A 22637-nucleotide genomic window follows, 5' to 3' on the forward strand; every position below is an offset into this window, starting at 1 on the left:
GTCCCTGCCGCGACGGCTGCCCGCAAGCGGTGCCAACATCGACTATCGGCTATGCGTGGGTACGTGGGCAACCTTCGCTCGGCCATCTCGGGGCGGCAGAGCGCCCGACCGAGTGACCGTTAAGGTGCTCGCAGGACACAAGCCAGCCGGAGGAGTGAGCACATGGCGGGTCGACTCGCGGTCATCGGGGCCGGTCTGATGGGTTCGGGCATCGCCCAGGTCGCGGCGCAGGCGGGATGGCAGGTGACGCTGCGGGACCTGGACGACGCCGCCACCAGCCGGGGACTGGACGCCATCCGTACGTCGCTGGGGAAGTTCGCCGCCAAGGGCGTGATCGGGGCGGAGGAGGTCGAGACGACCCTGGCCCGGATCAGCCCCACCACCGAGCTGGAGGCGGCGGCCGACGCCGACATCGTGGTCGAGGCGGTCTTCGAGCGGCTGGAGGTCAAGCAGGAGGTGTTCCGGGAGCTGGACCGGATCTGCGCGCCCGGCGCCGTACTCGCCACCAACACCTCGGCGATCCCGATCACCCAGATCGCGGCGGTGACCCAGCGGCCCGAGTCGGTGGTCGGCACCCACTTCTTCTCACCGGTACCGATGATGAAGCTCTGCGAGTTGGTCCGCGGCTACAAGACCAGCGACGAGACGCTGGCCACCGCCCGCGCCTTCGCGGAGGGGATCGGCAAGACCGTGGTGGTGGTGAACCGGGACATCGCCGGCTTCGTCACGACCCGGCTGATCACCGCGCTGGTGATGGAGGCGGTCAGGCTCGTCGAGTCCGGGGTGATCTCGGCGGAGGACCTGGACACGGCCTGCAGGCTCGGCTTCGGGCACGCGATGGGTCCGCTGGCCACCACCGACCTGACCGGGGTCGACGTCCTGCTGCACGCGACCCGGAACATCTACACCGAGACCGCCGACGAGAAGTTCTTTCCCCCGGAGCTGCTCCAGCGGATGGTCGCCGCCGGTGACCTGGGGCGGAAGACGGGTCGGGGCTTCTACACGTACTGATCGGCCGGATCGGCGCCCCGGGCGGCCGGCGCTCCTCGGCGGGCCCGCACGGGCCCGCCGCGGGGGCGGCCTCCGCCGCCGGCACCACCGTTCCCCGGACCGGCGGGGCACCGGGTCCCGCCCCGGACGAACGGACCCGGACGGCGTCGCGGGCAGCCGGCGGGCGGGCCCGGCGTCCCGCGACCCGAGGGGTACGACCGTGTGGTTCAGCCGTCGCGGCGGGTGGTCCAGCGGAACGTGGTCAGGCAGAGGGCCAGGCCGATCACACACCAGGCGGCGAGGACGAGCGCGACCCGGCCGAGTTCGAAGGAACCGGCCGGTTCCTGGGCCGCGAAGGAGTCGGGCAGGAAGACCGACCGCAGCCCCTGGCACATCCACTTGAGCGGGAAGATCGCGGCGACCTGCTGCATCCAGGTCGGCAGCTCGGTGAAGACGAAGAAGACCCCGGAGATGAACTGGAGCACCAGGGCGATCGGGGTGGCGACCGCGGAGGCGCTGCGCCCGCTGCGGGCCAGCGAGGAGAAGGCGATCCCGCAGAGCGTGCAGGCGGTGATGCCGAGCACCGAGACCCAGCCGAGGGTGAGCCAGCGGTCTGCGGTCTGCGGCAGCGTGAGGTCGAAGAGCCCGGCGGCGACCGCGAGCAGAAGTACGGTCTCGGTCACCCCGATCACCGCAACCATGATCACCTTGCCGGCGAAGTAGACCCAGCGCGGCATCGGCGTACCCATGAAACGCTTGAGCACGCCCCGGTCCCGTTCGATCGGGATCTGGATGGCGAGGCTCTGAAAGCCGACGGTCATCAGGCCGGTGGCGATCATCCCGGTGACGAAGTACTGGGTGAACCGGACCCCGCCGCCGAGATCGCCCCGGAAGATCGACGCGAAGATCAGGATCATCACCACCGGGAAGAGCATGGTGAAGACCACCGACTCCCGGCTGCGGAGGAACTGGCGGAGCTCGAGGCGACCCTGCCGGAGCGCCAGGGCGAGCGGGCCGACGGGACGGACCGGGCTCGGGGCCGGCCTGGTGGTGGTCGTGGTGGCTGCGGTGCTCATCGGTGCCCGATCATCCTCAGGTAGACGTCTTCCAGGGTCGGCCGGGTCACGGTCAGCCCCGGCACCTCGCCGCCGAATCGCGCGGCCAGCTCGGTGACCAGAGCCGTCGGCGTCGCGCTCTCCACGCGTTCCACGCTCCCGCCCGGGGTACGCCAGGAGACCGTGGCCAGGGCCTCCTCCCGGTTGCCGAGCCGTGCCGGGGTGGCGACCTCGACCAGCCGCCCCTGGGCGATCACGCCGACCCGGTCGGCGAGCGCCTCGGCCTCGTCCAGGTAGTGCGTGGTGAGGACGATGGTGGTGCCGGCGGCGGCCAGGTCCCGGATCAGCTCCCAGAACTCGCGGCGGGCCTCGGGGTCGAAGCCGGTGGTCGGCTCGTCGAGGAAGAGCAGCTCGGGTCGGCCGATGATGCCCAGCGCGACGTCGAGCCGTCGCTTCTGCCCGCCCGAGAGGGTGTGGGTCCGGGCCCGCGCCTTGTCGGCGAGACCGACACGCTCGATCACCTTGTCCGGGTCGTCCGGATCCGGATAGAACCCCGCGAAGTGGTGCACCACCTCGGCCACGGTCAGGTCGTCGAACTCGCCGGTGCCCTGGAGCACGATGCCGACCCGCGAGCGCCACCGCGCGTCCGCCCGGTCCGGGTCGACGCCCAGCACGCTGACCTCGCCGGCGTCCCGGCGGCGGTAGCCCTCCAGGATCTCCACCGTGGTGGTCTTGCCGGCACCGTTCGGGCCGAGCAGGGCGAAGACCTCGCCCCGGAACACCGAGAGATCGATGCCGTCCACGGCCGGGCGGCCTCCGTACGCCTTGCGGAGCTCCCGAACGGAGATCGCCAGCTGGTCGTCGTCCATGGCGTCAACTATGCGAGGCCTGCGCAAGCTTCTCCCGCGTGGCGCGCCGTTCGCGTCGCCGCCGACGGCGTCGCCGGACGACCCAGGTGACGAAGAGCGCGAAACCGAGCAGGAACAGCAGCACGAGCGCCGGGAGCAGGAGCGCGACCAGCGAGCCGAGCACGCTGGTGGCGTCCTCGACGGTGCTGGCGACCGGGGCGCCGAAGCCGGCCGTACCGGCGTTGATCACGGGTCGGGCCGCCGCCTTCACCCCGTGGACGCCGAGCGCGATCACCACCCCGACAGCGACCGGCACCCACTGGTGGGAGCCGAAGAACTCCCCCGGGTCGCTGACCATCACGGTCTCCGCACCGGCTCCCGCGCCGAAGGCCAGACCACCGGCGGTCGGCCGGACCACCGTCTGGATCACGTCGTTGACATGGTCGACCACCGGCACCTTGTCGGCGACGACCTCGATGACGAGCAGCACCAGCAGGATCGCCAGGACCCAGCCGTTGCTGAGCCACTGCCAGCCGCTCGGCAGCGTGACCAGATCGGTGTAGCGGGCCAACAGGCCCATGGTGAGGAGCGGAATGTAGGCGTTCATCCCGGCGGACGCGGCCAGACCGGTTCCAGTGAGGGCTTCCAGCACGGGATCCAGGATGGCACCGACTCGCCATGCCGGCCCGCCGAGCGTCCGCCCGGTGCTCCGCTACCCTGCTCGGGTGCGGTTGGTGATTGCGCGATGCTCGGTGGACTACGTCGGACGGCTCTCGGCCCACCTGCCGCCAGCAACCCGGCTGCTGATGGTCAAGGCCGACGGATCGGTCTCGATCCACGCCGACGATCGGGCGTACAAGCCGCTCAACTGGATGAGCCCGCCGTGCCGGCTGGAGGAGGCCCCCGGGGTGTGGCGGGTGGTCAACAAGGCCGGCGAGGAGCTGCGGATCACCCTGGAGGAAGTCTTCCAGGACATGTCGTACGAGCTGGGGGTCGATCCCGGACTGCGCAAGGACGGGGTGGAGGCGCACCTGCAGGAACTGCTGGCCGCCAACCCGACCGAACTGGGCGAGGGCTTCACCCTGATCCGCCGCGAGTACATGACCGCCATCGGTCCGGTCGACCTGCTCTGTCGGGACGGCTCCGGCGCCACGGTCGCCGTGGAGGTGAAGCGGCGCGGCGAGATCGACGGGGTCGAGCAGTTGACCCGGTACCTGGAACTGCTCAACCGAGATCCGCTGCTCGCGCCGGTGACCGGGATCTTCGCCGCGCAGGAGATCAAGCCGCAGGCTCGGGTCCTCGCCACGGATCGGGGGATCCGCTGTGTCGTCCTCGACTACGACCGGCTGCGCGGCATCGAACGTGACGAGCTGACGCTGTTCTGAGCGCGCGCCGCGTACCGGGGCGGTCGACGGGCGGCGGGCCGCCGGCGCCTCCGGTCAGCCGCCGGAGTGTCCGGTACGGACCGCGATCAGCGACTTGATCAGACCGGCGAGCCGCTCGGTCCGGATCTCCGAGTGCGGAAAGTAGTGACGCATCTGGGACCGGTCGACCAACTCGGTCCAGAGCACCTGCTGGATCGCGGTCTCCCGGCTGTCCGGGCGGGTGTGCACGAGGGGCCAGCGGAGGGCCAGCGCCACCCGGACCCGAACCGGGGTGAACTGCATCCCCGGGGCAAGCCAGTGCGGTTCGATCGGGAAGTAGCGGTACGGGGTCTGTACCCAGTGCGCGTCCGCCAGGGTGTGCACCGTCTCGGCGAACCGCAGCCGGCGTTCGTGTCCGCCGACGTGCTCCAGCACCGAGTTGGAGAAGACCAGGTCGTAACGGCGACGTGCGATCCGCTTCGGAAGCGCGCAGGCGTCGCCGTGGTCGACCTCGGCCCAGTCCGGTACGTCGGCCGGTGGTTCCTCGAGATTCACCACGTGGACGTGCTTCGGGCGTACGGCCGCCTGGAGCCAGGTGCTCAGCCGGCCGCCGAGGTCGACGACGGACATCTGGGCCAGGTCGGGAAACGTCTCGGCGAGCCAGCCGGCTCGTCGCTGTCGCCGCCGGGCCCCCCAGGAGTTCTCGCTGTCCACCAGGCGGAATCGCAACGCGTGCAGCCCCATTGGCCGAAGGGTACCGATGCGTGAGGTGGCGAGGGATGCCCGAGACGGCGGCTTACCGCCACGATCGGTTAGTCATATATCACCGACCGTACACTTTCTGTGCCAGTTTCACGATCCGCGCGACCTGCGCGGGAGTGCGGTCGAAGGTCATCGCTGGCAGCGGCGAGGGGCCGCGGCGTCGGGTCACCGCCTTCGACCGGGCGAACTCGCGGAGTCCGTCGGCGCCGTGGATGCGGCCGAAGCCGGAGGCGCCGACTCCGCCGAACGGCAGGGTCGACATACCGACGAAGGTGAGTGCGGAGTTCACCGCGACCATCCCGGACCGGATCCGGGCGGCGATCTCCATCGCGCGGCGACGGCCGAAGACGGATCCGCCGAGCCCGTACCGGACGGCGTTGACCCGGGCGAGCGCTTCCTCGACGTCGGCGACACGGGTGACGGTGAGGGTGGGGCCGAAGGTCTCCTCGCGAACGGCGGCGGCGTCGTCGGGTACGTCGACCAGGATGGTGGGCCGGACATAGGGGGGTTGGACGGCGTCAGGGCCGCCGAGGACCGGGCGGGCGCCGCGCGCGATGGCGTCGGTGATGTGCCGGCGGATGACGTCGAGCTGGCCGGGCATGGTGATGGGGCCGAGGTCAGCGTCGGTGTCGCCGACGGTGAGGCGGCGGGCGCGGTCGACGACCCGGGCGAGGAACTCGTCGTGGACCTCGCTGACGACGTAGGCGCGTTCGATGCCGATGCAGGTCTGGCCGGCGTTGGTGAGGGCGCCCCAGACACAGGCCTCCGCGGCGGCGTCGAGGTCGGCGTCCGCGTCGACGATCATGGCGTCCTTGCCGCCCGCCTCGATGACGACGGGGGTGAGGGTCTCGGCGCAGGCGGCCATGACCCGGGTGGCGGTGGCGGTGGAGCCGGTGAAGGCGATCTTGTCGGTGCCGGCCCGGCAGAGCGCGGCGCCGACGTCGCCGAGGCCGTGCACGGCGGTCAGGACGGGGTGCTCGGGGACGATCTCGGCGAAGCTGTCCACCAGCCACTGCCCGACGACCGGGGTGTACTCGCTCGGCTTGAAGACCACCGCGTTCCCCGCGGCCAGGGCGTAGCCGATCGACCCGATCGGGGTCAGCACCGGGTAGTTCCAGGGCCCGATCACCCCGACCACGCCGTACGGCTGGTACGCCAGGTGGGCGGAGTGCTCGACGAGGATGAGTCGGGAGCGGACCCGACGGGGCCCGAGCACCCGCTTCGCGTTGCGGGCCGCCCAGTCGACGTGCTCGATGGCGCTCACGATCTCCACCACGGCCTCGGCGACCGGCTTGCCGCCCTCCCGGTGAACCAGGTCGGCGAGCTCGGAGATCCGCCGGGCCAGCAGGGCCCGCCAGCGCAGCAGCCGGGTACGCCGACCCGCGAAGCCCAGCCCCGCCCACCAGGTCGCCGCCGCTCGGGCACGGTCGACCGCCCGACCGACGTCCTCCGGACTGGCGACCGGGACCCGGCCCGCCTCCGCCCCGGTCGCCGGATGGGTCGAGATCAGCTCGCCGTCCTCGACCACCGGTAGGCCGGGAGCGCGCAGCGTCGCCATGGCGCGAGTCTAGACCGGAGCGTTACTCGTCGGTAGATATCGCCACGACTCGGCCCGTCGGTCCGTGGAGTCCGGGCCGGTCGGATGGGAAGCTGACCTGCGGAGTCGGCGTTGCGCGCGCCGGCCGGATGGAGAGCGGACCCGAGTCGGCGTTGCACGCGCCGGCCGCGGGACGGGATGGATCGGGGCGGAGTCCATGTCCGACGAACTGCACTTCATGCCGCTGCTGACGGTGACCAACGGGCCGTTACGGGGTGCGAGCTTCCGGCTGGGTCCGGGGCGTCACCGGATCGGCCGGGAGGAGGGCGTCGACGTCCTGCTCGACGACCCCAAGGTCAGCCGCCGGCACGCCACGGTCGAGCTGACCGGTGGGCGGGCACTGCTCGCCGACACCGGATCGACGAACGGCACCTGGCTCAACGACCGGCGTATCGGCGGGTCGGCCGTACTGCGCGACGGCGACCGTATCCGGCTCGGGCACGTCGAACTGCGGTTCTTCGATCCGGGATCGGCCCCGACCGAGCCGGTCGGGACGCTCGGGTACCGGCCGCCGGCGGCTCACCCCGAACCGGTCCGGCCACCGGCGTCGCCGGACGCCGGTGCCGCACCGGGCGGGCCCGCCTCGCCCGGTGGCGCGCTCACCGCGCCGACCCAGGTGATCGGTACGCCCCGACGCCCCGGCCGCAGGCTGGCGGTGATCGGCGGCTGCCTGATCCTGGTCGGCTCGCTCACCTGGGTCTATCTCGCCCTCTGACCCCCAACCACCATCCTCGCCGCCGCGCCGCGGGAACCCGTCGGCGTCGCGGGAACCCGTCGGGGGAGCGGCCGGCGGGGACCGCACCGGCTCCGACCGGGTGGCCCGCCCGGTGTAGCGTGCGGGCGAATCGCGGCAGCCGGCCGGCGCACCGCGCCCGGGTGCGGACGACCGGGACAGCGCGGCATGGCAGACTCGCGGGCAGCACCTGAGTAGCCGTTCAGGCGGCATCCGACGAGGCGGGAGGCTCCAGTGACAGGCGGGTTCACCGGCGGAAACGTCATCTCGAGCGTGGGTGTCGTCGGACTGGGCACCATGGGCGCCGGGATCGCCGAGGTCTTCGCCCGCAGTGGTCTCGCGGTCGTCGCCGTCGAGATCACCCCGGACGCCCTGGCGCGCGGACGGGCCGCCCTGACCGCCTCCACCGACCGGGCGGTTCGCCGAGGCAAGCTCGCCGAGGCGGACCGGGACGCCCTGCTCGGTCGGATCACGTTCGCGGTCGGACTCGAGGCGCTGGCCGACGTCGACCTGGTGGTCGAGGCGGTACCCGAGCGGCTCGACCTCAAGCGGCGACTCTTCGGCGACCTCGACCGGATCTGCAAGCCCGGCGCCGTCCTGGCCAGCAACACCTCATCGCTGAGCCTCACCGAGATCGCGGTCGCCACCGAACGGCCGGACCAGGTCGTCGGGATGCACTTCTTCAACCCGGCCCCGGTCATGAGGCTGGTCGAGGTGGTCCGGACCGTGGTGACCGCGCGTGAGGTGATCGCCGCGGTCGAGGCGCTCTGCGCCCGGCTCGGCAAGGTCGGGGTGACCATCGGCGACCGGGCCGGGTTCGTCGCCAACGCCCTGCTCTTCGGCTACCTCAACCAGGCCGTCGGGATGTACGAGTCCGGGTACGCCACCCGGGACGAGATCGACATCGCGATGACGCTCGGCTGTGGACTGCCGATGGGACCCCTCGCCCTGCTGGACCTGATCGGCCTCGACACGGCGTACGAGATCCTGGAGACCATGTACCGGCGTGGCGGCCGGTCCCGGCGACACGCCCCGGCGCCGCTGCTGCGCCAGATGGTGGTGGCGGGACTGCTCGGCCGCAAGTCCGGCCAGGGCTTCTACCGGTACGCGGAGCCTGGCTCGTCGCGGGTCGTCCCGGACGAGCGGAGGCCGGCGGCGGAGTCCCCCGGGCCGGAGGGCGCCCGCCGGGTGGAGACGGTCGGCGTGGTCGGCTCCGGTGCCCCGGCCGACCGCCTCGCCGAGCTCTGCGCCCGAGCCGGGTACGACGTGGCCCGGGCGCCCTGGACCGACGAGCGGCCGGCGCTGGAGGCGGTCGCCGACGCCGACCTGGTCCTGGTGGCGGCGCCCGACGACCCGGCTGGCCAGCGGGACATCTTCGCCGAACTCGGCCGGCGGTGCCGGCCGGGCGCGGTGCTGGCCACCACGACCGCCCTGCTGCCCGTCATCGACCTGGCGATGGCGTCCGGACGGCCGGCGGACGTGGTCGGGCTGCATCTCGGCACGGTGGCGCCGGACGCCCCGCTGGTGGAGATCGTCCGCACCGTGCGGAGTTCGGCGGAGGCGCTCGCCACGGCGCGGGCGGTCGTCGCCCGACTCGGCCGGACCGGCATCGTCTGCGCCGACCGGGCCGGGTACGTCGTGAACGCGCTGCTCTTCCCGTACCTGAACGACGCGGTGCGGATGTTGGCCGAGTCGTACGCGACGGTGGACGACATCGACCACGCGATGACGCTCGGCTGCGGCTACCCGGTCGGGCCGTTCGCGTTGCTGGACCGGATCGGCCTGGACGTGGCGCTGGCGGTGCAGCGCGGGCTGTACCGGGAGATCCGGGACCCCAGCCTGGCCCCGGCGCCGCTGCTGGAACAGTTGGTGACCGCCGGCTGCCTGGGGCAGCGGAGCGGCCGCGGCTTCCGCGACCACCCCGCCGCCCACTGACTCAGCGGACGATGTGCAGGGTCACCCGGGCGTCGCTGGTGCGGCCCTGTTCGCTGACCCGGTAGTCGAACCGGTCGGTGGTGGCGCGGGCGGACGGGTTCGGCCGGTAGACGACCGTCCGCGCGCTGGTAATCCGGACGGTGCCGTGCCGTGGCGGGGTGACGATGGTGAGGACGGCGGCCCGGGTGACGAAGTCGTTGGCGAGCACCGCGAGGACACTGGGCCGGACGCCGCTGACCCGCGCGAAGTCCCGGACCGCCGTCGGCGCCGGATGAAAGCCCCCGGCGCCGGTGCCGAGGAAGAGGGTCTGGGTACCGGTCACCAGACTGGTGGTACGGACGTCCGGGTGGCCGTCGCCGTTCGCGTCGAGGACCTCGACCGTCCACAGGTCGTCGCCGTAGACGTCAGTGTGCAGGTCGACCACGGTGCCGTCGTCCAGGACCACGACCACTCCGCTGAAGTACGCGCCGCAGCCCTCCAGGTACGCGATGACGACGTCCATCGCCCCGTCCTTGTCGACGTCGGCGAGGCGGAAGTCGGGGCGTCCGGAGCAGTACCGCACCGGGCCGGGGACCAGCGCGCCGGTGCCGGTGTTGAGGTAGGTGGCGAAGCCGTCGCCCTGGTCAGTCCACTCGTAGATGTCCTGCCGGCCGTCCCCGTTGAAGTCGGCGGTGCCGATGTAGCTGGGCTGGAAGATCGTGTCGAACCCGGCCGAAACCTGGAACGAGTCCAGGGCCAGCAGGGTGCTGTCGATCCCGGGCGGGGGGCCGGCGAACCAGGCCACCGCCAGTTCGTCCGGTGGGTCGGTGTCGAGGTTGAGCCCCACCCCCATGTCGGGGCAGTTCCGGTCGGCGACCGGCAACGTCAGGTAGGGATAGGCCTGTCCGGGGCCGAATCCGCCACCGGGCAGGCCCACCTCCACGACCACCTCGCAGACGGACGACGAGCCGGGCGCCAGTCGCAGCGTGTTGCGGTCGGGGATGCCGTCCCCGTCGACGTCCGCGATGATCGCCTCACCCTGTCCGCCGGCCCACGCCGGGTGACTCGGCGTGGCCGTTCCGACGACGAGCGCGGCCGCGACGACCGCGGCGACCGCGACGACGCGTCTGTTGCCCATGGCTCCTCCTTCGATACGCCGCGGTGCGACGGGACTCGTCCGTGCTCTCCGCCGCGGCCCGCTACCACCTCGGTCACGCTACGGCGCCCCGCGCGCGGCGTGTTGGTTACTGACCGTAATCCGACACGGCCGTAGAGGGGTGGTCCCTGGCGGTTGGCGATTCTGAGGTGTCGATGCGTCGCCGATACGTCCATCCTGGACGGCGGCGTCTCCGCAGCGCTGCCCGCGGGCCGGCTGTCGTACTCCGGGCGGCTCAGCCGATGATCTTGATGCTGACCGCGGCGTTGCTGGTCCGACCCTCGTCCGTGAGGCGGTAGACGAACGAGTCGCGGCGCCCGTGTTTCCGGTGCGGGGTGTAGTTGATCACCCCGCGGGTGGTGACCTTCACGGTGCCGTACCGTGGCGGCGTCCAGATGGTGACCTTCACCCGGCTGGTGGCCCAGTCGTTGTCCAGCACCCGGATACCGATCGTCTTGGTGCCTCGGGCCGTGGGATAGTCCCGGATCGCCACCGGGGCGCGGATGAAGGTGCCGTCGCCGACGCCGAGGAACGTGGCCGGGGCGCCAGTCTCCTGGTCGCGGGTGGCGACGTCGGGGATGCCGTCGCCGTTCGCGTCGACCACCTCGACGCCCCACGTCCGCAGTCCCTCGACGTCACCCTGGAGGTCGACCTGGTCGCCGCTGTCCAGCACCACCACCACCCCGGTGAAGTACGCGCCGCAGCCCTCCAGGTACGCGATGACCACGTCCATCGCGCCGTTCCGGTTGAAGTCGGCGAGCTGGTAGCTGAGCGGGCCGGCGCAGTAGTGCACCGGTCCGGGCACCAGCGCGCCGGTGCCGGTGTTGAGGTAGGTGGCGAAGCCCTCGCCCTGGTCGGTCCACTCGTAGACGTCCTGCCGGCCGTCACCGTCGAAGTCGGCGGTGCCGACGAAGCTGGGCTGGAAGATCGCGTCGAAGCCGGCGCTCACCCGGAAGTTGTCCAGGGCCATCAGGGTGCTGGAGATGTCCGGCGGCGGCCCGGCGAACCAGGCGACCACCAGTTCGTCCGCCGGGTCGGCGTCGAGATTGAGGCCCACCCCCAGGTCCGGGCAGTTGACGTCCCCGGCCGCCAGGACCAGGTACGAGTAGGACCGGGCCGGTCCGAAGCCGCCGTCGGCCAGCCCCAGCTCGACCAGGACCCGGCAGGTCGACGTACCCGAAATTAGGCCGAGTGTGTTGCGGTCGGGGATGCCGTTCCCGTCGACGTCCGCGATGATCGGCTCGCCCGGCCCACCGGCCCGGCCCGGCGGTGGACGCAGCTCGGCGTTACCGGCTACGACCAGGGCCGTCATCGTGATGACCATGAGGACACGAGTGCCCCACATCGCTCCTCCTCCCGACGGCCCGGCTACCCGGTGAACCGGAGGTGGACGGTCGCGGCGCTCCGCCGGCCCCCCTCGGTGACCTGGTACGTGAACCGGTCGGTCGTACCGTGGTCGGCGCGTGGCCGGTAGACGATCTGGCGGTTGCTGGTGACCTGCGCCGTGCCGTAGCGGGGTGGGGTGGTGATGGTGACGGTGGCCTGGCTCGTGACGTAGTCGTTGGCCAGTACGGCGATCGACACGGCCTTGGCGTCGACCACGGTGGCGGTGTCGGGGGTGGCCCGCGGTGACTCGACGAACTGTCCGGTGCCGGTGTTGATGAAGTAGTCGACCTCGCTGGTGAGCCGGGACACCGTACGGATGTCGTGGAAGCGGTCACCGTTGGCGTTGACCACCGACGCCGTCCAGGTGTCCAGCCCGAGCGGGTCGGTCTGGAGCTCCTGCTGCGTGCCGTCGTCCAGCACCACCACCACCCCGGTGGCGACGGTGGTCGACAGGCACCGCTGGGTGTAGGCGCTCACCAGGTCGGACGCGTTGTCCCGGTCGAGGTCCGGCAGGTGGAAGCTGAGCGGCCCGGCGCACCAGGCGACCGGCCCCCGGGTGAGGGTGCCGTTGCCCAGGTTCAGGTACGTCTCGATCCCCTGTCCCTGGTCGGTGACGGAGTAGACGTCCAGCCGCCCGTCCCCGTTGAAGTCGGCGGTGCCGAGGAAGTACGGGGCGTAGACCGCCTCGGTCAGCCCGAACGACGGCTGGAAGTCGTCGTCCAGCACCATCAGGTTGACGTCCGTGATCGGCGGTGGGCCGGGATACCAGGCCACCACCAGTTCCTGTCGCTGGTCGGAGTCGAGGTCGACGGTCACCCCGAGGTCGGGGCACCGGGCGCCTGGGCCGGTGCCGCCCGGGCGGAGGTAGACCGACGCCACCGGTGGCCGGAACGTTCCCGACGCCGTCCCGTACTCGACGATAACCGCGCACAGGTCCGGCTCGACCACCCCGAGCGTGATCCGGTCGGTGAAGCCGTCTCCGTTCACGTCGCCGAGGATCTGCTCGCCCCGGCCGGCGGCCCAGCTCGGCACGGGGGGCAGGACTCCTGCGCCGGTCACCACGGCCAGCAGTATCAACACCGTCAGCGCGGCGGTTCGCCTGCGGAACATCTCGTCTCCCTGGTACGTCCCGTCAACTGTCGACCCGGTCTGGCGCGGTTCAGTCCGGGAACCGGATGGTGACGCGGGCGCTGCTCCGCTTGCCTTCCTCGGCGAGTTGGTAGGTGAACTGGTCGGTCCGGCCGTGGCTCGGGTTCGGACGGTAGACGATCCGCCGGTCGGAGAGCACCTGGACGGTGCCGTAGCGGGGTGCGGCGGTGACCGTGACCGCGGCGTGCCGGCTGGCGTGGTCGTTGGCCAGGACGTCGATCGCCACCGCCTTGGTGCTGGTCAGCTGGACCCGGTCGGTGTTCGCGTCGGGTGCCCGGACCAGGGAGAACGTCCCGCCCGGGCCGGTGTTGACGAAGTAGCTGACCTCGCCGGTGCGCTGGTTGATGGTCCGGACGTCGGGGAACCGGTCGCCGTCGGCGTCGACCACGCGAGCGGTCCAGGTGGTCTCGCCGGTCGGGTCGGACTCGAGCTGCACGACGCTGCCGTCCTGGCGGATTCGGACCACGCCGCTGCTGTGGTCGGCGCAGGCATCGGCGTACGCCAGGAGGACGCCCTGCGCCCCGTTGCGTTCCCAGCTGGCGAGCTGCGCGCTTGGGGCATCGACCGTGCAGAACCGGATCGGCCCGAGGACCGCGGTGGTGTCCTGGACCTCCAGATTGGCGATCCCACCCTGCCCGACGGCGTAGGGCGAGGGCATGCCGCCCGGAGTGAACACCGCCACGCCCATGAAGGTGGGGCGGGTGATCGGCGAGTTGAAGGTGGTGACGGGCTGGAAGTCCGGCGCGCGCAGCACGATCCGGTTGTAGGAGAGTGTGGGCGGGGCGCCGTCGCTCCAGGCGAGCCACAGCTCGTTGAGGCCGTCGTTGTTGACGTCGGCGGCCACCCCCAGGTCCGGGCACGCGTCGGTGGTGTCGTTGGGGCGTAGATAGACGAAGGCGAGCGGGGGCAGGAAGACGCCCGGCGCGCTGCCGTACTCGACGATCGTGGAGCAGAGGTTGGGGGAGACGCCGCCGAGGGTGGCCCGGTCGGTGAGCCCGTCACCGTTGAACTCGCCGATGATCGGCTCGCCCGGGACGTTCGCGTGCGCGGCGGGGACGGGGCCGCCGAGCGCGACGACGGTGATGATCATGGTTGTCACGGCGATGCGTTTGGTCCACATGACGCCCTCTTGTTCAAGCTCCGGCCGACCTGCCAGGCCAGCACCTGTTCGTGGACGCTAGACCCCTTTAGGGGTTATCAGTCCCGTGTTGACCGTGATCCGACACCGGATCGGCACATTCCCCCAGCTCAAAGCCATGATCAGGTGTCGCTGGCGGCGCCCCGGCCGCCCGTGCCGGCCGCCCGGCCGGCTGCGTAGTCTGGAAAGGTGAGCCCACGTCGCAACCGTCCCCGCCGCGAGGAGCCCGCACCGCTGGACCGGACGCGGCTGGACCGCGGTATCGGTGCGGTGCAGACCTGGCAGGACGGCGACTGGCAGGTCCGGGTGATCCCCGCCTCGGCCGCGGTCAAGACGTACCGTTGTCCCGGCTGTGTCCAGGAGATCCGGCCCGGGGTGGCTCACGTGGTGGCCTGGCCGGCCGACGGGTGGGGTGATCTGGACGACCGCCGGCACTGGCACACCGGCTGCTGGCGGGCCCGAGACCGGCGCGGCCCGGGGGTGGAACGCTCCCGCAGCGCTCCCCGGTACGGCTGACCGGGCGGGGCACACCCGCCGGTCGAGAGGCCGGGCCGCCTTCCGGTCGCACCCGGTCGACGATCGGCACGGCCCGTGGTGGACGGCGCTGGGATCTCTACCACCGGGGCGGGCCCTCGGGCGGATGCCGATCACCGGACGGGGTAAGACTGTAGCGTGAGCTCTCCGATCCGCGCCGCCAGCATCCTTCCCGCCCGCCGGGAGGAGATCGAGCTGCACACCGCCGACGGCCTCCGCCTGGTCGGCGAGCTGGCACTGCCGGCCGACCGCGACCCGGTCGCCACCCTGGTCTGCCTGCACCCGCTCCCCACCCACGGCGGGATGATGGACAGCCACGTGTTCCGTAAGGCCGCCTGGCGACTGCCCGCCCTGGCCGACGTCGCCGTGCTGCGGTTCAACACCCGCGGCACCAGCAGCGTCCGCGGCACGAGTGAGGGGACCTTCGACGCCGGCAACGCCGAACGGTACGACGTCGCGGCCGCGATCGAGTACGCGGAGTTCCACGAGCTGCCGAACATCTGGCTGGTCGGCTGGTCGTTCGGCACCGACCTTGCTCTCCGGCACGGCTGCGACCCGAGCGTGGTCGGGGCGATCCTGCTCTCGCCACCGCTGCGGACCGTCACCGAGGACGACCTCGCCACCTGGGCCGCCTCCGGCAAGCCGGTGACCGCGCTGGTCCCCGAGTTCGACGACTACCTCCGCCCGGAGGAGGCCCGCCGCCGGTTCGCCGCCGTGCCGCAGGCCGAGGTGGTCGGGGTCGACGGTGCCAAGCACCTCTGGGTCGGCGACGCGGAGACCGTCCTGGACGAGATCGTCCGCCGGGTCAACCCGGCCGTCCCGGTCCCGCTGCCGACAGCCTGGGACGGCCCGATGGAGACCGGTGACGCCAGCGCGTACGCCGACCGGACCGTCGCCGCCTTCGCGAACGTACCGATGCCGGAACGCCGCGACGGCTGAACCACGCCGTCGGGGCCGCCCGGCTCAGGCGGGCTGCCGGATCCCACCGGACGCCGGGGTGCCGCCGGAGGCGCCCGGCTCGATCTCCACCGGGGCGAGCTCCGCCGCCGGGGGCCAGCCGGCCAGCCAGACCGCCCGCTGCCGCCACACCTCCCGCCAGTAGCCGGCCCGGCCGGTCAACCGGGACCCCAGGGCCCGGACCGCGATGCCGAGCCGCAGCAGCGCCCGGCCGAGTCCGGCGCGCGGCCGGGACCACCGCAACCGGAGGAACGTGACCTGCCCACGGAGCAGCATCACGCGCTTGCCGACGCTGGTCGAGGCGGCGCCGCCGACGTGCAGCACCCGGGCCCGCGGCACCAGCACCGGACGCGCGCCCAGCGCGGTCGCCCGCAGGCAGAGGTCGAGGTCCTCGCTGTACATGAAGTAGTCCGGGGTGAAGCCGCCGAGCTGGGCGAAGAGCGAACGCCGGATCAGCAGCAGACACCCGGAGGCGGCCGGCACCCGAACCGGAGTCGACCGGTCCAGCCAGGGCAACGCCTCCCGGTTGAAGAGCCGGGACCTCGGGAAGAGCGTGGAGAGCCCGAGGGCGAAGCAGGTGAGTGTCCACAGCGAGGGCGGCCCGAAGACCGAGTTCCCGTCGTCGTGGCCGTCCGCGCCGAGCGTACGGCCGGCGTAGACGCCGTGCCCCGGGTGGGCCCGGGTGGCGGCGAGCAGCTCGCCGATGACGTTGCCGACCGGCTCGGTGTCCGGGTTGAGCAGCAGCAGCCAGTCGCCCCGGGCCAGGGCCGCGCCGACGTTCACCGCGCGGCCGAAGCCGACGTTGCGGGCCAGCCGGACCACCCGCGCCTCGGGGAAGGCGGTGGCCACCGCCGCCGCCGATCCGTCGGTCGAGGCGTTGTCGACCACGATCACCTCGTACGGCTCGTCGGGGCACGCCGTCCGAAGGGTGGCCAGGGCGGTCAGGATCAGCTCCCGGGTCTGGTACGACACCACGATCACGCTCACCAGCGGCGTCATGACGCCACCTCCCGGTCGCCGTCGGCGCTCGTCGCCCGGACCACCGCCGCGCCCTCCGTCCCGACCGGTGGCGCCGTCCCGTCGCGCGAACTCACGCGGTCGTTCCGCCCCACGTCGTCGCGGCGGGTTCCGTCGCGCCGGCTCGACTCGTCGCGTCCCCAGCCACGTCGGGCGGCCGGCCGGCGGGCGGCAGCGGCGGCCAGCAGGGTCAGCCCGGCGTAGCAGACCCCGGCCGGCAGCAGCCACGGCCGGGGGAGCACCACGTCGACCAGCCAGGAACCCCGGCGGGCCCGCCGAACCTGCCCGTCGGCGGCGCGCAGCATCGCGTTGCCGGCCCGGACCCGAACGAGGCGGCGGAGCAGGTCGGCGGTGCGCCGAGGGGTCGCCACCACGGTGCAGACCGAGCCGATCTCCCGCTTCTCCGCCGAACCGAACTGGGCATCGAGGAAGAGGTCGTCGGCGATCACGTCCGGGAACGGGCCGAACCGGGCCCGACCGGCGGCGGAGAGCGCGATCGCGCCCCGGCCGAAGAGCGCGTTCCGGTACGCCGGATGCCGCCCGTTGATCGCGTAGTACGCGCGGACCAGCAGGGGGCGGCCGGTGGTGTCGAGCCGGCGGCCGGGTGCGGCGGCCAGCACCCCCGGCTCGGTGAGCGCGGCGACGAGCGCGCGGACCCCGGCCGCGGTCAGCGTGATGTCCGCGTCCAGGTAGATCCGGGGGAAGCCGGTGGCGGCCGCGTCGCCCGCGTTCAGTGCGGCGGGTTTGGACGGCGCCGCCAACTCCCGCACGGTCACCCCGGGGAATGATCGGGCGACCGCGGCGGTGTCGTCGGTGCAGCCGTTGGCGACCACCACCACCTCGAACTCGCCCGGCGCCGCGTCGGCGAGCAGGGTCCGCAGGGTACGGCCGAGCACCGCCGCCTCGTTGTGCGCGGCGATCACCACGCTGGTCACCACGGCGCCCGCCCGGTCAACGCCAGGCGGATCCGGCGGACCGCGTTGCGCCGGCGCAGCCGCCAGCCCTGGTACTCCCGCAGGTCGAGGGGGGCGGCCTGGACCACCCGGGCGGAGTGGCGCATCTGTTCGGTCCATTCGGCGAGGGTGGTCACCCCGGTACGCCGAGCCGACAGGGGCCGGCGGGCCATGAAGTCGGCATCGGTCCGGTAGATCGTGTGCGGGCTGCGCGGGTCGTCCATGTGGTCCTCGGGGAGGAAGGGGTGGTACCAACCGTTCACCCAGCCGAGCCGGGCGGTTCGCAGGCACCAGGCGGTGAAGGTCTCGCCGTCGCGCAGCGGCCCGGCCTGGTCCAGCGTCGCGCGCTTGAGCAGGTAGCCGCTGCCCTGCACCCAGTGGTTGCGCAGCAGGCGGTGCCCGCCGGGGTAGTCGGCCAGCTTCTTCGCGACCAGGTCGGGCTCGACGTCCTCCGGCGGGAAACGCCAGGTGCCGATCACCCCGAACTCGGCGACGTCCTGGTGCGCCCGCCGCAGCGTGTCGATCCAGGCCGGGTCGGGGAGGCAGTCGTCGTCCACCTTGCTCAGGTACGTCCCGGTCGACTCCCGCCAGAGCCAGTTCGTCGGCTCGGTCAGCCCGGCGTTGACCGGGCTGTGGTGGAAGCGGTGCACCCGCGGGTGGTGGCGGAACTCCTCGACCGCGTCGCGCGTCGGCCGGTCGGTGCCGTTGTGCCACAGCCAGACCCGGGCATCGGGGGGACAGGTCGACAACAGGTGGGGCAGCGAGCGCCGGACGTACTCCGGCCGGTCGTAGGTGATCATGAGGATGTCGATCCCGCCGTCGCCGGTCATGCCGCCTCCTCGCTGCGCTCGTCGTCCCGACCGAGACGGCGGTGTTGGCGGATGACCTCGCTGTCCGCGGTCATGGCGTCTCCTCGCCCCGTGCGGTCCTGGCTTCCCGGTTCCTCGCCCGCGCCGCCCGGCCCGCCTCGATCTGGTTGATCCGCTCCGCCCGGGTCAGCCGCCACAGGGCGCCGGTCAACCCGAGCATCAGGTGCACGGTGATGAAGAACGTCGTGAAGTACATCGAGTCGAAGGTGAAGCTGGAGACGGCGGCGACCGCGATCGCGACCGCCAACACCGCCGCGAGGTCGCGGTCCCGTTCCGACCGGGCGAAGCGGCGGACCCGGCCGGCCACCACCACCCCCGACATGAAGAAGACGACGAGCCCGGCCACCCCGACGATGCCGGTCTGGACCAGGGTGGTCAGCCACTGGTTGTCCAGCAGCTGGTACAGCTCGGGGAGGAAGGTGCCGATGCCCCGGCCGAGCCAGGGCCGTTCCCGGATGAACGGCGTGACGTAGTCGTAGTCCTCCACCCGGGCCTGCACGCTGGGGTCGCTCTCCCCGGCCATGATCAGCGACTTCAGTGTTGCCAGCAGGCCGGGCCGGAGGACCTGGATGACCGCGGCCAGGAAGCAGCCGACCACCAGGACGTTGAAGGTGGTCCGCAGCGGCCAGACCAGGATGAAGAGCACGATGGCGGCGGCGAGCGCGAGGACGCCGGTCCGGGAGAGTGAGATCGGGATGACCGCCGCCTGGAGCATCGCCAGCGCCCCGTAGATCTGCCGGTCCCGCCGCCTGTCGGCGAAGCGCGCGAAGTGGATCGCGACCACCAGGCCTATCACCATCAGCACGCTGAACTCGATGTAGTGTCCGGCGGTGCCGGCGACCCGGACCAGCCCGTCGCCGCCCCGCTCGCGGAACCCGACGACGTCCCGGTGGAAGGTCAGGACCGGCGGCAGCTTCATGTACGTCGTCGGGTCGATCCGGGTGACGAACTGGGTCAGCGCGACGAGCGCCATGAAGGTGCAGCCCCAGCAGAGCCAGCGCAGGATCGTGTCGATCCGGTCCCGGGTCAGGACCCCGTCCGCGGCGGCGAACAGGATGCCGGCACCGGCCAGCGCCTGGAGCAGGGTCCGCTCGGCGCCGTTGGCCTCCAGCACCGGCATGCCCCGAGCCTGCCCGGCGATGTAGGAGAGCAGGAGGGTGGCCAGGTAGATCGCCATGGCCCAGCGCATCGGCTGCTGTCCCCGGGTGACCAGGGTGGGGTGCAGGCGGCTCAGCGCCCACCAGACCAGCAGCCCGAACCCCACCATGATGCCGGGCCTGCCGAGGTCGCTCAGCGGAGGGAAGACCAGCCGGAACGGGAGCAGGTAGGCGAGCAGGACGGCCGCGATGACCGCGGCCGTCGCATCCGGAAAGTGGCGTACGGCGGGGGTGATCCCGTCGTACACCGTGTCGGACCGTCGGGCGGAAAGGTAGGTCGGCACGTCGCTCGTCTCGTCCGTGCGCCGTCAGCCGGCGCGGCTGCGGGATTCGGCGATCATGGGGGTCCGCTCCACCGCGCCGTACGCTCCGGCGGAGCGCACGGTCGGACACGTCGCGTACGCGCCGTGCGGTGGAGGTTGCGACCGGTTCATGGGGTGACGTCGTCCGCGGGGTTCCGGACCGTGGCCAGCAGGATCGTGTCGTCGGGCTGCGGGGCGGGGCGGCCCTCGGTGGCGGTCGTGCCCCGCTCGGTGCCGGCGTACCGGGTGCCCCGCTCCTCGGCGGCGTGCGCGCCACGCCCGTTGGCCGGGCGACCGTTCGTGGTGTGCCCGGCGACGCGGTCGTGCGGTGCCTCGCCGGCCCGGTCGTCGAGGTGACCGGTGTGCTCGTCGGCCGGCCCGGGGTCGTCGCCCGAGCGGGCGCCGCCGCGGTGGTCCCGGGGTCGGGAGGCGATCCGGGCGGCCACGGCCCGGGGGACCGGCTGCGTGGCGTCCCCCCGGCCGGCCGGCGTCGCGGCGGACCGGGTGGCGGGGGCCGGCGTGACGGCCGGCCGGGAGGGCGGGGACGGGGCGCCGACGGCCGTCTCCGGGCGGGCCGCCCCGATGGTCGCCTGCCCGGCGCTCCAGGTCATCGGGGCACGAAGGTCGCGACGCCTGAGCCGGGCCGTGGCGCGGCGGCGCAGCACCGCGTCGTAGCCGACGGCGGCGACCGCGGCCAGCAGCAGGCCGATCGCCACGATCACGACCTGTGCCCGGAGTACGTTGGAGCGGGACTGGACGATGTTCAGCCCCGGGTCGAGCACCTGGGTGGTGATCTGCTCGCCCGGGTTCGGCCGGTACTCGGCCTGCTGCCCGGCGACCTCGTCGTGGATCAGCTGGGTCACCGCCTCCACGGTCGTCCGTGCGCTCGCCTCGGTGTCGGCGGTGACGGCGACGGTCAGGATCGAACTGCGTGGCACCAGACCCACCTCGTAGTCCGGATCGCCGCCGGCCGCCGCGACCTTCATCCGGGCGTCGTGCGCGGAGACCGAGATCTGTACCGCCTGCGCCATCGCGTTCTCGCCGATCCGCAGCCACGGGTTGCCCGGCCGGGGTGTGGTGTTGGGGGCCGGCGGCGCCGTCGCGGTGGTGGGCGGGACGAGCAGGATGGCGGCCCCGGTCTTGTACTCCGGCTGGATCGCCAGACCGAACGCGAAGGCGGCGCCGAGTGTCCCGACCACGATGGGGGCCGAGACGTACCACCGCCGAAACATGAGTTTCAGCAGGTCGAGAAGGTCCATCGGGCGGCCCCTTCGGATGCGGGCGAGTGCTGGTGTCGTACGGGGATCGGCAGTGGTTCCTCGGTGGACGGGGCGCGTCAGGACGGCGGGCGCGCGGCATCGGCCCCGCTACCGAGTGAAACTCGGTTGTAACCGTTCGGCGACGGCCGCAGCAATTGATTCCAGAGTCGGATGTACGACTTGACCTGGTGGTCCCAGGCCAACTCGGTGACGAAGCGCTGCCGTCCGGTACGGCTCATCTCCGCCCGGGCGTGCCCGTCGCTGAGCAGCTGGTCGATGGCCTTGGCGAACTCGTCCGGACTGCCGTTCGGCACGTAACTGGCGGCCCGGTCGGCCGTACGCCGGGTCTCGCCCAGGTCCGCGGCGACGACCGGGACGCCTCGGGCGACGTACTCCACCGTCTTCGCCATGGTGTAGAACTCCGCCATCCGGCTCGGCCGGTCCGGCTGGATCGCGATCGACGCCGAGCGGAGCAGGGCGTCCACCTCGTCGGCCTCCAGCCAGCCGGTGAAGCGGACGACGTCCTCGATGCCGCGTTCGGCAACGAGCCGGCGCAGCTCCGGCAGGCTCTCGCCGTCGCCGGCGACCACGAGTTCCCAGTCGTCGGCGCCGCGCAGTCCGATCAGCCGCTCGGCGGCGAGGACCGCCGTCTCGACGTCGTCCTGCGGGTTGATCACGCCGACGTAGACGATCCGTTGCCGTTCGCGCCCGCCGCCGGTGGCGCGGCCGGCGGTGGCGGCTCCGGTGCCGCGCCCCACCGGGGTGGGCGGGCCGACCTCGGCCAGCGCCGGGCCGTTCCGGACCACGACCACCTTCTCCGGCGGGCAGCCGCCCCGCTCCATGGCCAGCTCCCGGAAGGACTCGTTGGTGGCGACCACGGCGGTGGCGACGCGCCAGGAGAGGCGTTCGAGGAGCCGCAGCGTCCGCAGCACCGTCGGCCGGGGCGTGCCGGCCTTGCACTCGTACAGCTCGGGACTGAGGTCGTGGTGGTCGAAGACGAAGGGGCGGCCGACCGCCCGCATCAGCAGCCCGACCACCCAGAAGATGTCCGGCGGGTTGCAGGCCTGCACGGCGTCGACGCGGGTCCGCAGCATCAGGCCGAGCAGCCGTACGGTGACCGCGGTCAGCGCCCAGGCGAACTCGGCGGCGAAGGAGAGGACGCCCCTGCCGGCCAATGGCTGCGGGAAGGAGTAGATCCGGGCATCCGTCGTCCCCGGCACCAGCCGGGGCCGCTGCGGGCCGCGGGGACAGATCACCGACGCCCGGTAGCCCGCGGCCTCCAGCGCCTGACACTCCCGAATGACCCGACGGTCCCGTTCGGCCGGCAGATTGACCACCACGATCACCACGTGTGGGCGCCGATCGGCCATCTCTAACCCCCATCCGCGCAGCTCGGACGACGTTTTCGATGGAAAGGTCCCGGCGTGGCGGGAAATCGCCGTGACCCTTGTGGAACGCGTTGCACCGGCGCGGGTGCCACCGGCCCATGTCCTACCC

At 72.5% G+C, this 22637-nt stretch carries 21 protein-coding genes; 6 read left to right on the plus strand and 15 right to left on the minus strand.

What is annotated here, in order from left to right; translation table 11 throughout:
* Window positions 1-162 precede the first annotated feature (162 nt).
* A complete protein-coding gene (locus tag EF879_RS14415; protein ID WP_123558806.1) occupies window positions 163-1011 on the plus strand; it encodes a 3-hydroxyacyl-CoA dehydrogenase family protein in 849 nt (282 codons plus the stop codon).
* 206 nt (window positions 1012-1217) lie between these two features.
* On the opposite strand, the gene EF879_RS14420 is transcribed toward EF879_RS14415, so the two are convergent.
* From EF879_RS14420 to EF879_RS14430, 3 genes are read right to left on the minus strand one after another with little or no spacing between them, the layout of a single operon-like run.
* Window positions 1218-2066 (minus strand): ABC transporter permease, encoded by an 849-nt coding sequence (locus EF879_RS14420; RefSeq protein ID WP_123558808.1) that lies wholly within the window; start codon window positions 2064-2066, stop codon window positions 1218-1220.
* Complete coding sequence (locus EF879_RS14425; protein ID WP_123558810.1) at window positions 2063-2914, minus strand: ABC transporter ATP-binding protein; 852 nt, start codon at window positions 2912-2914, stop codon at window positions 2063-2065. The genes EF879_RS14420 and EF879_RS14425 overlap by 4 nt, the downstream gene beginning before the upstream one ends.
* 4 nt (window positions 2915-2918) lie before the next feature.
* Window positions 2919-3545: a DUF4126 domain-containing protein gene (locus EF879_RS14430; RefSeq protein WP_123558812.1), complete on the minus strand. Its 627-nt coding sequence runs from the start codon at window positions 3543-3545 to the stop codon at window positions 2919-2921.
* A gap of 73 nt (window positions 3546-3618) precedes the next feature.
* On the opposite strand from EF879_RS14430, the gene nucS reads away from it, so the two are divergent.
* Window positions 3619-4278, plus strand: coding sequence for an endonuclease NucS (gene nucS / locus EF879_RS14435; RefSeq protein ID WP_123558814.1), 660 nt, complete (start codon window positions 3619-3621; stop codon window positions 4276-4278).
* A 54-nt stretch (window positions 4279-4332) separates the two neighbouring features.
* On the opposite strand, the gene EF879_RS14440 is transcribed toward nucS, so the two are convergent.
* Window positions 4333-5001: a class I SAM-dependent methyltransferase gene (locus tag EF879_RS14440; RefSeq protein WP_123558816.1), complete on the minus strand. Its 669-nt coding sequence runs from the start codon at window positions 4999-5001 to the stop codon at window positions 4333-4335.
* Window positions 5002-5080: 79 nt separating this feature from the next.
* On the minus strand, window positions 5081-6577 hold the full coding sequence (locus EF879_RS14445; RefSeq protein WP_123558818.1) for an aldehyde dehydrogenase family protein: 1497 nt from the start codon (window positions 6575-6577) through the stop codon (window positions 5081-5083).
* Window positions 6578-6773: 196 nt separating this feature from the next.
* On the opposite strand from EF879_RS14445, the gene EF879_RS14450 reads away from it, so the two are divergent.
* Complete coding sequence (locus EF879_RS14450) at window positions 6774-7331, plus strand: FHA domain-containing protein (protein ID WP_123558820.1); 558 nt, start codon at window positions 6774-6776, stop codon at window positions 7329-7331.
* 252 nt (window positions 7332-7583) lie between these two features.
* Window positions 7584-9284 (plus strand): 3-hydroxyacyl-CoA dehydrogenase family protein, encoded by a 1701-nt coding sequence (locus EF879_RS14455; RefSeq protein WP_255420917.1) that lies wholly within the window; start codon window positions 7584-7586, stop codon window positions 9282-9284.
* A gap of 1 nt (window position 9285) precedes the next feature.
* On the opposite strand, the gene EF879_RS14460 is transcribed toward EF879_RS14455, so the two are convergent.
* The 4 genes from EF879_RS14460 to EF879_RS14475 form a co-directional block, all read right to left on the minus strand.
* Window positions 9286-10401 (minus strand): FG-GAP-like repeat-containing protein, encoded by a 1116-nt coding sequence (locus tag EF879_RS14460; protein WP_123558822.1) that lies wholly within the window; start codon window positions 10399-10401, stop codon window positions 9286-9288.
* 253 nt (window positions 10402-10654) lie between these two features.
* The gene (locus EF879_RS14465; RefSeq protein ID WP_123558824.1) at window positions 10655-11764 is read right to left on the minus strand and encodes a VCBS repeat-containing protein; all 1110 of its coding nucleotides are present in this window, start codon (window positions 11762-11764) and stop codon (window positions 10655-10657) included.
* A 23-nt stretch (window positions 11765-11787) separates the two neighbouring features.
* Window positions 11788-12915, minus strand: a complete 1128-nt coding sequence (locus EF879_RS14470; RefSeq protein ID WP_123558826.1) for an FG-GAP-like repeat-containing protein — start codon at window positions 12913-12915, stop codon at window positions 11788-11790.
* Between the two features lie 49 nt (window positions 12916-12964).
* A complete protein-coding gene (locus tag EF879_RS14475) occupies window positions 12965-14074 on the minus strand; it encodes an Ig-like domain-containing protein (protein ID WP_123558828.1) in 1110 nt (369 codons plus the stop codon).
* A gap of 252 nt (window positions 14075-14326) precedes the next feature.
* Here EF879_RS14475 and EF879_RS14480 point away from each other — a divergent pair, with 252 nt between their 5' ends.
* Window positions 14327-14608 carry a hypothetical protein gene (locus EF879_RS14480; RefSeq protein WP_370375505.1) on the plus strand — a complete coding sequence of 94 codons (282 nt, stop codon included), beginning with the start codon at window positions 14327-14329 and terminating at the stop codon, window positions 14606-14608.
* A 156-nt stretch (window positions 14609-14764) separates the two neighbouring features.
* Window positions 14765-15565 carry an alpha/beta hydrolase gene (locus EF879_RS14485; protein WP_123558832.1) on the plus strand — a complete coding sequence of 267 codons (801 nt, stop codon included), beginning with the start codon at window positions 14765-14767 and terminating at the stop codon, window positions 15563-15565.
* 24 nt (window positions 15566-15589) lie between these two features.
* Here EF879_RS14485 and EF879_RS14490 read toward each other — a convergent pair whose 3' ends face one another.
* From EF879_RS14490 to EF879_RS14515, 6 genes are all read right to left on the minus strand, one after another.
* Complete coding sequence (locus EF879_RS14490) at window positions 15590-16582, minus strand: glycosyltransferase family 2 protein (protein ID WP_123558834.1); 993 nt, start codon at window positions 16580-16582, stop codon at window positions 15590-15592.
* Window positions 16579-17535 (minus strand): glycosyltransferase family 2 protein, encoded by a 957-nt coding sequence (locus tag EF879_RS14495; RefSeq protein WP_123559230.1) that lies wholly within the window; start codon window positions 17533-17535, stop codon window positions 16579-16581. Before EF879_RS14495 ends, EF879_RS14490 begins: the two co-directional genes overlap by 4 nt.
* Window positions 17532-18383 carry a glycosyltransferase gene (locus tag EF879_RS14500; protein ID WP_123558836.1) on the minus strand — a complete coding sequence of 284 codons (852 nt, stop codon included), beginning with the start codon at window positions 18381-18383 and terminating at the stop codon, window positions 17532-17534. Before EF879_RS14500 ends, EF879_RS14495 begins: the two co-directional genes overlap by 4 nt.
* 70 nt (window positions 18384-18453) lie before the next feature.
* The gene (locus tag EF879_RS14505) at window positions 18454-19863 is read right to left on the minus strand and encodes an O-antigen ligase (RefSeq protein WP_123558838.1); all 1410 of its coding nucleotides are present in this window, start codon (window positions 19861-19863) and stop codon (window positions 18454-18456) included.
* A 146-nt stretch (window positions 19864-20009) separates the two neighbouring features.
* Complete coding sequence (locus EF879_RS14510) at window positions 20010-21140, minus strand: hypothetical protein (protein ID WP_123558840.1); 1131 nt, start codon at window positions 21138-21140, stop codon at window positions 20010-20012.
* Between the two features lie 77 nt (window positions 21141-21217).
* The gene (locus EF879_RS14515; protein ID WP_158624175.1) at window positions 21218-22510 is read right to left on the minus strand and encodes a glycosyltransferase family 4 protein; all 1293 of its coding nucleotides are present in this window, start codon (window positions 22508-22510) and stop codon (window positions 21218-21220) included.
* Between the last annotated feature and the right edge of the window lie 127 nt (window positions 22511-22637).

Source organism: Micromonospora sp. HM5-17, from assembly GCF_003762835.1.
Taxonomy (GTDB): Bacteria; Actinomycetota; Actinomycetes; order Mycobacteriales; family Micromonosporaceae; genus Plantactinospora.